Genomic DNA, 14,123 nt, shown 5'->3' with positions numbered 1-14,123 from the left:
CGATGTGACTCGGGCCGTCCGGGTCGTCATCGATCCGGAAAACGGTTTCTGCGGTGGACGCTACGACACGGGGCGCACGTCGCGCAAGAGCATTCCGGTGCTTTTGTGTAAGGTCATCGGCATGTCCTGGTCATCGGAAAGGTGGTTGCCGTGACGCTCGAACGCACCGGACAGCCGATCCGGATCACCGACGTGGCGGCGCTCGCCGGAGTGTCGATCGGCACCGCGTCGAAGGCGCTGAACGGCACCGGACAGCTGCGGGACGCCACCCGGCTGCGGGTGAAGGAAGCCGCCGAGAAGCTCGGGTTCGTCGGCGACGCCCGTGCCCGTGCGCTGTCCTCGGGGCGGACCTACACCGTCGGCATGATCACCACCGACTCGTTCGGCCGGTTCTCGATCCCGGTGCTGCTCGGTGCCGAGGACGCCCTGTCCGCTGGGCGTATGGCCGTGCTGCTCTGCGACACCCGCGACGACCACGTGCGCGAGGCCCACTACCTGCGCTCCCTGGCGGCCCGCGGTGTCGACGGCATCATCGTGACCGGCCGCTCCGCCGACGCCCGGCCCCCGATCGACGCGTCCATCCCCGTCGTCTACGCCTTCTCGCCCTCGACCGACGACAGCGACGTGTCGGTCACGCTCGACGACGCCGCCGGTTCGGCACTCGTCGCCTCGCACGTGCGCTCGCTCGGGAAGCAGCGGGTCGCGATCGTGACGGGGCCGGCGCGGCACCGGTCGGCAGCGCGACGCGTCGCCGGTGCCACGTCGGTGCTCGGGTCGCACCTGGTCACCGAGCCGCTGTACGGCGAGTGGTCGGAGCGCTGGGGGCGGCAGGCCGTGGACGTGCTGGCCCGGCAGTCGCCCGACGTCGACGCGATCGTCTGTGGCAGCGACCAGATCGCCCGGGGCGTGTGCGACCGGCTGCGGGAGCTCGGGCGTTCGGTGCCCGGAGACGTCGCGGTCACCGGGTTCGACGACTGGGACGTGATGGCGCTCGCCTCGAGGCCGCCGCTGACCACGGTCGACCTGCGGCTCGAGGAACTCGGGCGCGTCGCGGGGCAGGCGCTCCTCGCCCTGATCGACGGCGGGACCGCGGCGTCGGCGGCCGTGACGCCGTCGCTCGTCATCCGCGAGAGCACCGTCGGGGCGTAGGTCGGTCACGACACCCCGTCCGCCGTGGTCGAGTGGTCACGAACCGTCGCTCTGCGCGCCTCCAGCCGACCGTTCGTGACCGCGCGGTGGGGAGGCAACGGGGTGTCGTGACCGTGCCGGGCGCCGCCGTTCGGGGTGTCGCGGGTCCGGCGGGTCGGCGCTCCCGGGTGTGGGGCAGCGAGGGGTCAGGACTCGCGCGGGTGTGGGGCGGCGAGGGGTCAGGACTCGCGTGGGTGTGGGGCGGCGTGTGGTCGCATGTCGTCGTCGCCCTCGTGCGTCGCGCGGTCACGACCCGTCGTGCGTGGGACGTCGATCGGTCAGGAATGGTCGGCTGCAGGTGCGTCGGACGACGGTTCGTGACCGGTCGGCGGAACTGAGCGGGGAGTTTCGACCGGCGGGGGAAGCGGGCGGACGAGTGGGACGGGCAGGACGGGCGGCGCGCCGCCGCGTTGCGTGTGTGAGCGCTCACGTGCCAGGATGTGAGCGCTCACTGAGGACGACGAGGTTCTGGAGGAACGCATGGGCGACGACCGCCGACAGCGGATCGTGGACGGCCGCACCACGCTCGGGATCGAGCTCGGCTCCACCCGCATCAAGGCCTGCCTGGTGGACGAGGACCTCGTCCCCATCGCAGCCGGCTCCCACGAGTGGGAGAACGAGTACGTCGACGGGCGCTGGACCTACTCGCTGCAGGCCGTCGAGACCGGACTCCGTGCCGCGTACGCCGCCCTGGTGGCCGACGTCGAGTCGCAGTACCGCGTGACCCCGACGACCTTCCGCGCGGTGGGCGTGAGCGCGATGATGCACGGCTACCTGGCGTTCGACGCCGCGGGCGAGCTGCTCGTGCCGTTCCGCACCTGGCGCAACACCTCCACGGGTCCCGCAGCCGAACGGCTCAGCGAGGCCCTCGGGTTCAACATCCCGCTGCGCTGGTCGATCGCGCACCTGTACCAGGCGGTCCTCGACGACGAGCCGCACGTGGCCGAGATCGCCGGTGTGACGACCCTGGCCGGCTACGTCCACCGTCGTCTGACCGGTCGGAACGCGCTGGGTGTCGGTGACGCCAGCGGCATGTTCCCCATCGAGGGCGGCCCCGTCGACAGCGGCCCCGGTGACCCCGGTGCCAAGGACTTCGACCCCGCCATGCTCGCCACCGCGCAGGACCTGATCGGCCTGCCGGACCTGCGGTCCCTGCTGCCCGAGGTCCTCGTCGCCGGCGCCGAAGCAGGCGACTTGACCCCCGAAGGTGCGGCCTGGCTCGACCCGACCGGCACGCTCGAACCCGGTGCACCGCTCTGCCCGCCCGAGGGGGACGCCGGCACCGGCATGGTCGCGACGAACGCCGTCGCCCCGCGCACCGGCAACGTCAGCGTCGGCACGAGCATCTTCGCGATGGTCGTGCTCGAGCAGCCGCTGACCACCGCGCACGAGGAACTCGACGTCGTCACCACCCCGGCCGGGGACGCCGTGGCGATGGTGCACTGCAACAACGGCGCGAGCGAGATCGCGAGCTGGGCCCGGGTGTTCGGGCGCTTCGCCGAGGCCTCGAGCGAGCGGACCGGCGCGACGCCGATCGGCATCGACGACGTCTACGCCACGCTGCTCGCCGAGGCCGTCGCCGACGACACCGACCCGGACGCCGGCGGCCTGCTCTCCTTCAACTACCTGGCGGGCGAACCGGTCACCCACGTCGAGGACGGCCGGCCCCTGCTGCTCCGCACCCCCGGCGCACGCTTCACGCTCGGCAACCTGGTGCGCTCCGAGGTGCACGGCGCCTTCGCGACCCTGGCCATCGGCATGGACGTCCTGCACGGCGAACAGGTGCAGGTGGACCGGATGACTGCGCACGGCGGGCTCTTCCGGACGCCCGGCAGCCCGCAGCGGCTGCTCGCGGCGGCGTTGCGCGTGCCGATCGCGCTCGAGGAGACCGCGGGCGAGGGCGGAGCGTGGGGGATCGCGGCGCTGGCCGCCTACCTCGAGCACACCGACCAGCAGCTCGCCGACTACCTGTCGGACACCGTGTTCGGCGGGGACGCCGTGCACGTGGCCGAACCCGAGCCGGCGGACGTCGCCGGGTTCCAGACGTACCTGGACCGCTACCGGGCGGCACTGCCCGTGCAGGACGTCGCCGCGGCGGCGACCCGCCCCAGCGCGACCACAGGACCGACCGAAGCGACCGACGGCGCCGACCCGCGCCTCCAGACAGAGGAAGTGACCCGATGACGGACGCGATCGACGAGACCACACGCCAGGCGGTGGCGACGACGCGGGAGCGTGTCGCGCGCCTGCACGGCGAACTCGTCCGCTACGGCCTCGTGATCTGGACCGGCGGCAACGTCTCCGAGCGCGTGCCCGGTACGGACCTGTTCGTCATCAAGCCGAGCGGGGTGTCGAGCGACGACCTGACGCCGGAGAACCAGGTCGTCTGCACCCTCGACGGCGTGCCGGCCGAGGGCTGGGGCAACGCGCACGGCCCCTCGAGCGACACCGCTGCGCACGCCTACGTGTACCGGAACATGCCCGAGGTCGGCGGTGTCGTGCACACCCACTCGACGTACGCCACCGCCTGGGCCGCCCGCGCCGAGGCGATCCCGTGCGTGATCACGGCGATGGCGGACGAGTTCGGCGGACCGATCCCGGTCGGCCCGTTCGCGATCATCGGCGACGACTCGATCGGCCACGGCATCGTCGACACCCTGAGCGGTCACCGCAGCCGTGCGGTCCTGATGCAGAACCACGGCGTCTTCACGATCGGCAAGGACGCGAAGGACGCCGTCAAGGCCGCCGTGATGTGCGAGGACGTGGCACGGACCGTCCACATCGCGAAGCAGGGAGGCGAGGTCGTCCCGATCCCCGAAGCAGACATCAATCGACTCTTCGATCGCTACCAGAACGTCTACGGACAGAACCCCGAAGGAGCCATGCGATGACGCAGGACACCACCGTCGACCCCCAGGCCACGCTCGACAGCTACGAGGTCTGGTTCCTCACCGGCTCCCAGGGGCTCTACGGCGAGGAGACCCTGCGCCAGGTCGAGGAGCAGAGCAAGGCCGTCCACGCGGAGCTCGCCGGGCACCTGCCGGTGCAGCTCGTCTGGAAGCCCGTCCTCAAGGACGCCGACGGCATCCGCCGGGCGCTCATCGAGGCGAGCGCCGACGACAAGGTCATCGGTGTCACCACGTGGATGCACACGTTCAGCCCGGCCAAGATGTGGATCGGCGGCCTGCAGGCCCTGACCAAGCCGCTGCTGCACCTGCACACGCAGGCGAACGTCACGCTGCCCTGGGCGGACATCGACTTCGACTTCATGAACCTCAACCAGGCCGCGCACGGCGACCGTGAGTTCGGCTACGCCCTGGCCCGCCTGGGCGTCCGGCACGCCACGGCCGTCGGCCACGTCTCGGACCCGCGCGTCCAGCAGCGCGTCGCGAACTGGACCCGTGCCGCCGCAGGTGCCGCGGCCGTCCGCGAGCTGAAGCTCACCCGCTTCGGCGACAACATGCGCTACGTCGCCGTCACCGAGGGCGACAAGACCGAGGCCGAGATCGAGCTCGGCGTGCAGGTCAACACGTGGGCGGTCAACGAGCTCGCAGCAGCGGTGGACGCCGCAGCAGCGGACACGGCAGCGGTCGACGCGCTCGTGGCGACGTACGAGCGCGACTACGACGTGGACCCGTCACTCCGCAGCGAAGGTGGCGAGCGTCACGCCGCGCTCCGCGACGGCGCCGCCATCGAGATCGGCCTCCGCACGCTGCTCGCGCAGAACGGCAGCGCCGCCTTCACCACGAACTTCGAGGACCTCGGCTCGCTCAAGCAGCTGCCGGGCCTGGCCGTGCAGCGCCTGATGGCCGACGGCTACGGCTTCGGCGCCGAGGGCGACTGGAAGACCTCGGTCCTGGTCCGCGCGATGAACGTCGCCGGCGCCGGCCTGCCCGGTGGTGCGAGCCTGATGGAGGACTACACCTACGACCTCACCCCGGGCGCCGAGAAGATCCTCGGGGCGCACATGCTCGAGGTCTCGCCGACGCTCACCACCACGAAGCCGACGCTCGAGATCCACCCGCTCGGCATCGGCGGCAAGGACGACCCGGTCCGCCTGGTCTTCACCGCCGACTCCGGCGAGGCCGTCGTCGTCGCGCTCTCCGACACCCGCGACGGGTTCCGCCTCACCGCGAACGTCGTCGACGTCGTGCCCCCGACCGAGGCCCTGCCGAAGCTTCCCGTCGGCCGTGCGGTCTGGGAGCCCCGGCCGTCGTTCCCCGTCGCCGCCGAGGCCTGGCTCACCGCCGGCGCCGCGCACCACACCGTCATGACGACGGCGGTCGGCCTGCAGGTCGTCGAGGACTTCGCGACGATGGTCGGCACGGAGTTCCTGGTGATCGACGAGCACACCACCGCACGCGGGTTCCGCGACGAGCTGCGTCTCCAGCAGACGTGGCACCGTCTCGACCGCGGCTTCTAGGGGAGTCAGGACCCACGATGGACGACGTGATCGCGGCCGAGCGCACGCGCACGAACTGGGCGGGCAACGTCACCTACCGCGCCTCGGCGCTGGCCCGCCCGACGTCGGTGGACGAGCTCCAGCAGCTCGTCGCCTCGACGCCGCGCCTGACGGCGCTCGGCTCGCGACACTCGTTCAACACCATCGCCGACACGGATGCCGTCCAGGTCTCGCTGTCGGACCTGCCGCCCGTGCTCGACATCGACACGGCCCGGCGGGTGGTCCGTGTGGCCGCGGGCATGACGCACAGTCAGGTCGCGGCCGGCCTGGAGGCCCGTGGCTGGGCCCTCGGGAACCTCGCGTCCCTGCCGCACATCTCCACGGCCGGTGCCGTCGCCACGGGGACGCACGGCTCCGGTGTGCGGAACCCGTCGCTCGCGCAGGCGGTGGTCGGCCTCGACGTGGTGCGCGCCTCCGGCGCGCTCGACCACGTCGACGCTGCGTCGCCGGACGGGCTGCTCGACGCCCACCGCGTGGGGATCGGCGCGCTCGGCGTCGTCACCGCGGTGGAGCTCGCGATCGAGCCGACGTTCCAGGTCGCCACGACGGTGCACCTCGACCTGCCGTGGGAGGCCGTGGCCGCGCAGTTCGACCAGGTGATGTCCGACGCGTACTCGGTGTCGATGTTCACGTCGTTCGACGACCGGGGCGCCCGGCAGGTCTGGGTCAAGCACCGCGTCGACGAGGCCGCACCGACGGTCGACCTCGTGGCCCTCGGAGCCCGTGCAGCCTCGGGTCCGGTGCACCCGGGTGAGAACGACCCTGCCGGGGTCACCGAGCAGGGCGGCGTGCCAGGGCCGTGGGCCGAGCGGCTGCCGCACTTCCGGTCCTCGTTCACCCCCTCGACCGGGGCCGAGATCCAGGCCGAGTACCTGATCCCCGCGGCCTCGGCCGTGGCGGCACTCGAGGCGCTCCGACCGCTGGCGTCGCTGTTCGCGCCGATCCTCATCGCCGCCGAGGTCCGCACCATCGCGGCCGACACCGCCTGGCTCGCGCCGTCATCCGGCCGACAGTCGGTCGGTCTGCACTTCACGTTCCGCCGGGACGCCGCCGCCGTGGCCGCGGCGGTCACCCGGATCGAGGACGTCCTCGAGCCCTTCGACCCGCGGCCGCACTGGGGCAAGGTCTCCGCTGCCGGCGCCGAGCGGCTGCACGAGGCGTACCCGCGGCTGTCCGACTTCGCCGCACTCGCCCGTGACCTCGACCCCACGGGGCGGTTCCGCAACGCGTTCCTCGCGCGCATCCTGTCCTGACGCGATTGACAGGTGTCCCGCACCACCGGCTGTGGTGCGGGACACCCGGGTCCTCAGTCCTTGCGGGACAGGTCGATCAGGAGCCTGACCACGGTCACGAGCAAGCTCGCGATCCCCAGCCAGGGCACCCGACGCCTGGACCGATCATCGGTGTCGTTCGACATCGCTGACCTCCTGGTGTCGTCGCCGGCTGACACGAGGAGCTTCGGCCGAGGGATGCGTCGCCGAGCGGGCTCGGCTACCATCGGTTCCGAGCGTTGGACTCGGGATGGTTGATGCATCCCTTGGCTTTCCACTCGGAAGGCGAATCGAGGCCCGGAACTGTTGTCGCAGTCCCGGGCCTCACGCTTTCGCCCAGGTCGCGCTCCGGCGGTGACGCGACCGGAGCCAGCCTACGTGCATGTGTCCGCTGATATGCAGATCGACTCTCACAGGGGATCCCCATCGGATGCCCCGGCGAACCCCCGCTTCGGTACCGGTCGTCCACATGTGAGGACGCAAAGGTCGGGGCATGGCGAACCTCAACCGCATCATCGGCATGGCCTCGAAGGTCATCGACAAGCAGCTCCAGAAGCGTGGGCAGGGGGGAACCGCGCCCGGCGCCGGATCGCAGCAGGGCGGGACGGACTGGCGTGGCATCGTGCGGAGCGCCGCGGACAAGCTGACCGGTGACGACCGGGGCCAGCAGCAGCCGCCGCAGCAGTACGGCCAGCCGCAGCAGTACGGCCAGCCGCAGCAGTACGGCCAGCCGCAGCAGTACGGCCAGCAGCAGCAGCACGCAGGCACGCCGCAGCACGGGGCCGACGCCGACAAGGTCGCCCTGGCGAAGTACGACTACCTGCTCCGCACCTCGTCGCCGGAGCAGCTCGAACAGGTCCACCACGACGCCTTCGCGCGGCTCACCCCCGGGCAGCGCCAGCAGGTCCGCGACCGCCTGAACTCCGAGCTCCCGCCCCACGAGCACCTGCGCGACGACTCGGCGGGCGGCATGGCCCGTGCGATGACCCGCGGGGAGATGTCGCGTCCGGGTCTGGTCCGACGGGTCCTCGGGGGTTCCGGCCGCTCGGGCAACGCCAACGGCAACGGTCGCGGCCGCGCCGGGGCCTTCGCCGGCGGTGCAGCGGTCGGCGCTGGCGCGATGGCGTTCGGTGGCCTCGCCGCCGCGGTGGCCGGGGGAGCGGTGCTGAGCGCCGCCGCCGGTCCGGTGCTGGCCGGGGCTGCCGACCTCGGCGTGGACTTCGAGGGCATCGCCTCGGGCATGGGTGACCTCGGGCTCGGTGACCTCAGCGGTGGCGTCGAGGGACTCGCCGGTCAGGGTGAGCAGCTCCTCGGTGGCTTCGGTGAGCAGGCCGCGGGCTTCGGTGAGCAGGCGTCCGGTCTCGGCGAGCAGGCGTCGAACCTCGGCAACGACTTCCTCGGTGGGCTCTTCGACCGCTGACACACGACGGTGCGAACGCATCGGGAATAGCGGGACGGCGTCCGGCGCTTGCAATGTTTCGTCGTGCGTCGTCCGACGCACGCGAGATTCGGACGGGCCACCGTCGCGGTGTCAGGATGGATGCCGCCCGGCGGGTGGACCGTTCCGCCGTCGCAGCGACCGCCACCGCGATCGCGCCCCCTTCCCCGAGGAGCAGCCCCGTCATGAGACGCCCCAACCGCCTGACGATCACCGCGGCCGTCGCCGCAGCAGCAGCCCTGGTCCTGACCGGCTGCTCGGGTGGGGGCTCGTCCGACGACGGCGCCGACGGCACGGCCAAGGGCGGCACGCTCAACATCCTGACGCCGCAGACCTCGTTCCACCTCGACCCGGCGACCAGCCAGAGCCTCGGCATCACGTCGATGGGGCTCGTCGCGCGTCGACTCACCACCTGGGACGTCGAGCCGGGCAAGACGGCGAAGGTCGTGCCCGACCTGGCGACCAACACCGGCGTCTCGAGCGACGACGGCAAGACCTGGACCTACACGCTGAAGGACGGCGTCGAGTTCCAGGACGGCACGCCGATCACCACGAAGGACATCAAGTGGGGCATCGAGCGCTCGTTCGCGCCGACGCTGAGCGGTGGCCTGAGCTACCACAAGTCGCTCCTGGTCGGTGGTGACTCCTACAAGGGCCCGTTCGACGGCAAGTCGCTCGACAGCATCGAGACCCCGAACGACAAGACCATCGTCTTCAAGCTCAACGCCGCGTACGGCGACTGGCCGTGGCTCGCGTCGATGCCGGCGTTCACCCCGGTGCCCGAGGGCGACGGCAAGGACACCGGCGCCTACGACCTGAAGCCGGTCGCGTCCGGCCCGTACCAGGTGCAGTCGAACACGCAGGGCTCGCAGGTCACGCTGGTCCGCAACAAGAACTGGAGTGCGAAGACCGACGAGGTCCGCACGGCCGGCCCGTCGAAGATCGTGTTCAAGGAGAGCCAGGACCAGTCCACGGCCACGCAGACCCTGATCGCGGACAACGGCGACGCCAAGAACTCCTTCGGGGCGATCTACCTCGGTGCCGCGGAGCTGAACCAGGTGCGCAGCAACCCGGCCGCCCAGGACCGCCTCGCCACCTCGAAGGCCGGCCCGATCAGCTACATGGCGATCAACACGCAGCGCGGTGCGCTCAAGGACCTCAAGGTCCGACAGGCCCTGCAGTACGCCGTCGACCGCAAGTCGTTCCGGATCGCCGCAGGCGGCGCGATCGCCGGGTCGTACGCCTCGACCCTGATCACCCCGGGCATCGCGGGGCGCCAGGACTACGACCTGTACAAGACGAAGGCCACCGGCGCCGTCGACAAGGCGAAGCAGCTGCTCAAGGAGGCCGGTGTCTCGGGCCTGAAGCTGACCCTCGTCACGCAGAACGACCCGACGTACCTCGCCCAGGCGCAGGCGCTGCAGTCCGGCCTGAAGCGTGCCGGGATCACGGTGACGCTCAAGCCGCTCGACTACGACTCCTTCACGCAGGCGACCACCAACGGCACCGACTTCGACCTGTCGCTGTCGAGCTGGCAGCCGGACTTCCCGAGCGCGAACGCCAACCTCCAGCCGCTCTACGCCTCGTCGCAGATCGGTGGCGGCGGCTACAACGTCTCGAAGTACCGCAACCCCGAGGTCGACGCCCTCATCGCGAAGGCGAGCTCGACGGTCGACCAGGACGCCGCGCAGAAGCTCTGGGCACAGGCCGACCAGAAGATCATGGCCGACGCCCCGGTCGTGCCGCTGATCTACGCGAAGCAGTCGTTCCTCGCCGGGTCGAACGTGCAGAACTTCCAGATCGCGGACTTCCCCGCGTACCCGAACTACCTCAAGGTCTCGCTCAAGCAGTGACCGATCCGATCCTGCAGGTCGAGGGGCTCCGCGTCGTGTTCGGCGACGCGGAGCCCGTCGTCCGTGACGTCTCCTTCGACCTGACGCCCGGCCGGGTCCTCGCCCTGGTGGGGGAGTCAGGCTCGGGCAAGTCCGTCAGCGCCATGAGCGTGCTCGGGCTCCTGCCGCCGCAGGCCTCGGTGTCGGGCAGCGCCCGGTTCCGCGGCGAAGAGCTCATCGGTGCCGCCACCGAGACCGTCCGCGCCGTCCGTGGTGCGGGCATCGGCGTGGTGTTCCAGGAGCCGATGAACTCGTTCACACCGGTCCTGTCGATCGGCACCCAGATCGCCGAGGCCGTCCGGGTACACCCGTCGGGACTCGACCGTGCCGGTGTCACGGCCCGCGTCGACGAGTTGCTCCGCGACGCCGGGCTCGCCGACCCCGAGCGCATCCGGAAGGCCTACCCGCACGAACTGTCCGGCGGCCAGCTCCAGCGTGCGATGATCGCGATGGCCCTGGCCGGCGATCCGGTGGCGCTCTTCGCCGACGAACCCACGACCGCGCTCGACGTCACCGTGCAGGCCGGCATCCTCGACCTGCTGCGTCGGCTCGGCCGCGAGCGTTCCCTGGCCGTGCTGCTCATCACCCACGACATGGGCGTGGTGGCGGACGTCGCGGACGACCTGCTGGTGCTGCGTCGCGGCGACCCGGTCGAGCACGGGACCGTCGCCGAGGTCTTCGCCCACCCGACCGCCGACTACACGCGCGAGCTCCTCGCGGCCGTCCCCAGCCTGGAGGCGCGTGGAAGCTCCGCCGAGCCGCTCGCGTCGACCGAGACTCGGCCTGCCGGACCGGACGCGGCTCCGGCAAGCCGCAATCTGTCCGCAGACGCGAGCACCGCCTCGGCCCCGGCCGACGTCGACGACGCGAGTCGCGCCTCTCCCCACCGGCACGGCCGGCCCGCCGCTGGCGCGTCGGACCGGAACCGGCGGCGTGGGCCCAGTCCGCTCGTGGCGCGCCTGCGCGACGTCGCCGTGCGGTACTCGCGCCGAGGCGGACCCACCGTGTCCGGTATCGACCTCGACCTGCACGCCGGTGAGACCGTCGGCCTGGTGGGCGAATCCGGTTCCGGCAAGTCGACGATCGGGCGCGCGCTCGCGGGCCTGGTGCCCGTCGTCGCCGGCTCGGTCGAGGTGGACGGCAGCGACCTGCGCACCGCTCGCGGACGCCGGCTGCGCGAACTGCGCAGCCGGGTCGGCATCGTGTTCCAGGACCCGGCGTCGTCGCTCAACCCGCGGCAGACCATCGGCTGGAGCATCGCGGAACCGCTGCTCGTGCACGGCACCGACTCCGCAGCCGAACGCGCCGAGCGTGTCCGCGAACTGCTGATCGCCGTGCAGCTCGACCCGACGTGGGCCGAGCGGTTCCCGCACCAGCTGTCCGGCGGCCAGCGGCAGCGAGTCGCCGTCGCGCGTGCGCTCGCGCTGCGGCCGGCACTCGTGATCGCCGACGAACCGACCTCGGCACTCGACGTGACGGTGCAGGCCGCCGTGCTCGACCTGCTCGCCGGCCTGCAGCAGGAGTTCGGCTTCGGCATGCTGCTCATCAGCCACGACCTCGCCGTCGTCCGCCAGCTCGCCGACCAGGTGATCGTGCTGCGCGACGGCCGGATCGTCGAACGGGGGAGCACCGACGCGGTGCTCGACGACCCGCAACAGGACTACACGCGCATGCTCCTCGCCGCAGCGCCCGTCGCCGATCCCGTGCGACAGGCCGCCCGCCGCGAGGCGTGGCGCGCGTGGGAAGGAGTGGCCTCGTGACGGCCAACGTGGTCGACCGACCGGTCGCACCGTCCGGCCGTACGACCGGCTTCCGGGCCGTCGTGCGGCGGGTGCGGCAAGACCGCTGGGCGGTGGCCTCGGCCGTCGTCATCGCGGTGTTCCTGGTGGTCGCCGTGGCGGCCCCGCTCATCGCGAAGGCGTCCGGGCAGGACCCGTACTCGTACGACATCGACGCGCTCAACTCGTTCGGCGCTCCGCGCGGTCCGGGCGGCGGCATCAGCGGCGAGCACTGGTTCGGCGTCGAGCCCCTGACCGGGCGCGACCTGTTCTCGATCGTCACGTACGGCGCGCGGACCTCGCTCGGCATCGGACTCGCCGCCACCCTGGTGTCGATCGTCATCGGCGTGCTCGTCGGCGTCACGACCGGGTTCTTCGGCGGCTGGTACGACCGGGTGCTCTCGCGGGTCGTCGACGTGATCTTCGGGTTCCCGTCGCTCGTGTTCATGATCGCCCTCACCGCGATCGTGCCGTCGTCGTTCCCGAAGCCCGTGCTCGTCGTGCTCGTCATCGGGTTCTTCGGCTGGCCGGCCGTGGCCCGTGTCGTGCGAGGGCAGACGCTGTCGCTCGTCAGCCGGAACTACGTCGTGGCCTCCACCGCGATGGGTGCCGGCCGGTGGCACGTCATCCGCACGCAGCTGCTGCCGAACCTCGCCGCGACCATCACCGTCTACGCGACGATCTCGATCCCGTCGATGATCGGTGCCGAGGCCGCGCTCTCGTTCCTCGCCGTCGGGGTCAACCCGCCGACGCCGTCGTGGGGTCGCAGCATCGGTGACGCCATCGGCTGGGTGCAGACCGACCCCATGTACCTCGTGTTCCCCGGAGCCGCACTGTTCCTCATCACCCTCGCCTTCAACGTGCTCGGCGACGCCCTGCGCGACGCCCTCGACCCGCGAGGGGGCACCGCGTGAACGCTGCGACCCTGCGGTTCCTCGCGGTCCGCCTGCTCGGTGCGGCGGTCGTGCTGCTCGTCGTCGCGGCCATCACGTACGCGCTCTTCATGCTGCTGCCGACCAACCCGGCGCGGGCGATCTGCGACAAGCCCTGCACCCCGGACCGACTGCGCGAGGTGCAGGCGTTCCTGGGCACCGACAAGCCCTGGCTCGCACAGTTCGGCGCCTACCTGGCCGGCATCTTCACCGGCCGGACCTTCGGCAGCGGCAACAGCGTCATCGAGTGCGCGGCACCGTGCTTCGGGTACTCGTTCCAGCTGCACGAGAGCGTCACCGAGCTCATCCTCGCGCGCCTGCCCGTCACCGCCTCGATCGCCGTCGGAGCCGCTGTGCTGTGGCTCGTGGCCGGGGTGTTCGGGGGCACCGTCTCGGCGCTGCGCCGCGGCACCTTCGTCGACCGGGCCGTGATGACGGTCGCGGTCGCGGGTGTCTCGTCGCCGGCGTACCTGGTCGGGCTGCTCGGCATCCTGCTGTTCGGGTTCGTGCTCGGGATCCTGCCGACGAGCGGCTACGTGGCCTTCGGTGACGACCCGGTCGGCTGGTTCACCCACCTGATCCTGCCGTGGTGCGTGCTCGCCTTCATCAGCGCTGCGATCTACGCCCGGTTGACCCGCGGCGAGATGCTCGAGTCGATGTCGCAGGACTTCGTCCGGACCGCTCGGGCCAAGGGACTGCGCGAGCGCCAGGTCGTCGTGCGGCACGGACTCCGGACGGCGATCCTGCCCGTGGTGACGCTGTTCGGGCTCGACCTCGGGTCGCTGCTCGGCGGTGCAGTCATCACCGAGAAGGTGTTCTCGATGCAGGGTCTCGGCGCGCTGCTGATCGACGCGGTGCACACGCTCGACCTGCAGGTGGTCGTCGGCTTCACGCTGTTCTCGGCGCTGCTGATCGTGACCGCGAACGTGATCGTCGACATCGTCTACGCGTTCGTCGACCCGCGGGTGCGGCGCCGGGCGTAGGGCGCGGTCGAGCCTCGCACCGTGCGGGGCTCGCTGGTTCGTGCGAGGTTGCCCGCTCCGTTCTGCACTACGGCGCCGCACCGAGCGGGTAGCCCGTCACGGTCCGACGAACCCTGCACCGTGCGTCTGCGCCCGGCCCGGCCCGGCCCGGCTCGCCCCGCCCTGCGCCGGCTGCCCGC

10 protein-coding genes are annotated in these 14,123 nt (G+C 71.6%); all 10 read left to right on the top strand.

From position 1 onward, the window contains the following. The first annotated feature begins 150 nt into the window (after positions 1-150). The 10 genes from ACL00U_RS12995 (at position 151) to ACL00U_RS12950 (ending at position 13,944) form a co-directional block, all read left to right on the top strand. Positions 151-1,149 carry a LacI family DNA-binding transcriptional regulator gene (locus ACL00U_RS12995; protein ID WP_042540344.1) on the top strand — a complete coding sequence of 333 codons (999 nt, stop codon included), beginning with the start codon at positions 151-153 and terminating at the stop codon, positions 1,147-1,149. Positions 1,150-1,668: 519 nt separating this feature from the next. Then, positions 1,669-3,372, top strand: a complete 1,704-nt coding sequence (locus ACL00U_RS12990; RefSeq protein WP_412873471.1) for a xylulokinase — start codon at positions 1,669-1,671, stop codon at positions 3,370-3,372. Then, positions 3,369-4,079: an L-ribulose-5-phosphate 4-epimerase gene (locus ACL00U_RS12985; RefSeq protein ID WP_412873470.1), complete on the top strand. Its 711-nt coding sequence runs from the start codon at positions 3,369-3,371 to the stop codon at positions 4,077-4,079. Before ACL00U_RS12990 ends, ACL00U_RS12985 begins: the two co-directional genes overlap by 4 nt. Further along, positions 4,076-5,611: an L-arabinose isomerase gene (araA, locus tag ACL00U_RS12980; RefSeq protein WP_140448871.1), complete on the top strand. Its 1,536-nt coding sequence runs from the start codon at positions 4,076-4,078 to the stop codon at positions 5,609-5,611. The genes ACL00U_RS12985 and araA overlap by 4 nt, the downstream gene beginning before the upstream one ends. A 17-nt stretch (positions 5,612-5,628) precedes the next feature. Next, on the top strand, positions 5,629-6,903 hold the full coding sequence (locus tag ACL00U_RS12975; RefSeq protein WP_071251966.1) for a D-arabinono-1,4-lactone oxidase: 1,275 nt from the start codon (positions 5,629-5,631) through the stop codon (positions 6,901-6,903). A gap of 511 nt (positions 6,904-7,414) precedes the next feature. Next, positions 7,415-8,341, top strand: coding sequence for a cation-transporting ATPase (locus tag ACL00U_RS12970; RefSeq protein ID WP_194590699.1), 927 nt, complete (start codon positions 7,415-7,417; stop codon positions 8,339-8,341). 203 nt (positions 8,342-8,544) lie between these two features. After that, positions 8,545-10,212, top strand: a complete 1,668-nt coding sequence (locus tag ACL00U_RS12965) for an ABC transporter substrate-binding protein (RefSeq protein ID WP_412873469.1) — start codon at positions 8,545-8,547, stop codon at positions 10,210-10,212. After that, positions 10,209-12,011, top strand: coding sequence for a dipeptide ABC transporter ATP-binding protein (locus ACL00U_RS12960; RefSeq protein ID WP_140448874.1), 1,803 nt, complete (start codon positions 10,209-10,211; stop codon positions 12,009-12,011). The genes ACL00U_RS12965 and ACL00U_RS12960 overlap by 4 nt, the downstream gene beginning before the upstream one ends. Further along, the gene (locus ACL00U_RS12955) at positions 12,008-12,943 is read left to right on the top strand and encodes an ABC transporter permease (RefSeq protein ID WP_017888404.1); all 936 of its coding nucleotides are present in this window, start codon (positions 12,008-12,010) and stop codon (positions 12,941-12,943) included. Before ACL00U_RS12960 ends, ACL00U_RS12955 begins: the two co-directional genes overlap by 4 nt. Further along, positions 12,940-13,944 (top strand): ABC transporter permease, encoded by a 1,005-nt coding sequence (locus tag ACL00U_RS12950; protein WP_412873468.1) that lies wholly within the window; start codon positions 12,940-12,942, stop codon positions 13,942-13,944. Before ACL00U_RS12955 ends, ACL00U_RS12950 begins: the two co-directional genes overlap by 4 nt. Positions 13,945-14,123: the final 179 nt, after the last annotated feature.

Origin of the sequence: Curtobacterium poinsettiae (assembly GCF_047226435.1) — a bacterium.
Taxonomy (GTDB): domain Bacteria; phylum Actinomycetota; class Actinomycetes; order Actinomycetales; family Microbacteriaceae; genus Curtobacterium; species Curtobacterium poinsettiae.
Note: the sequence above shows the minus strand (reverse complement) of the source record. Positions and strands in the feature narration are given on the sequence as shown.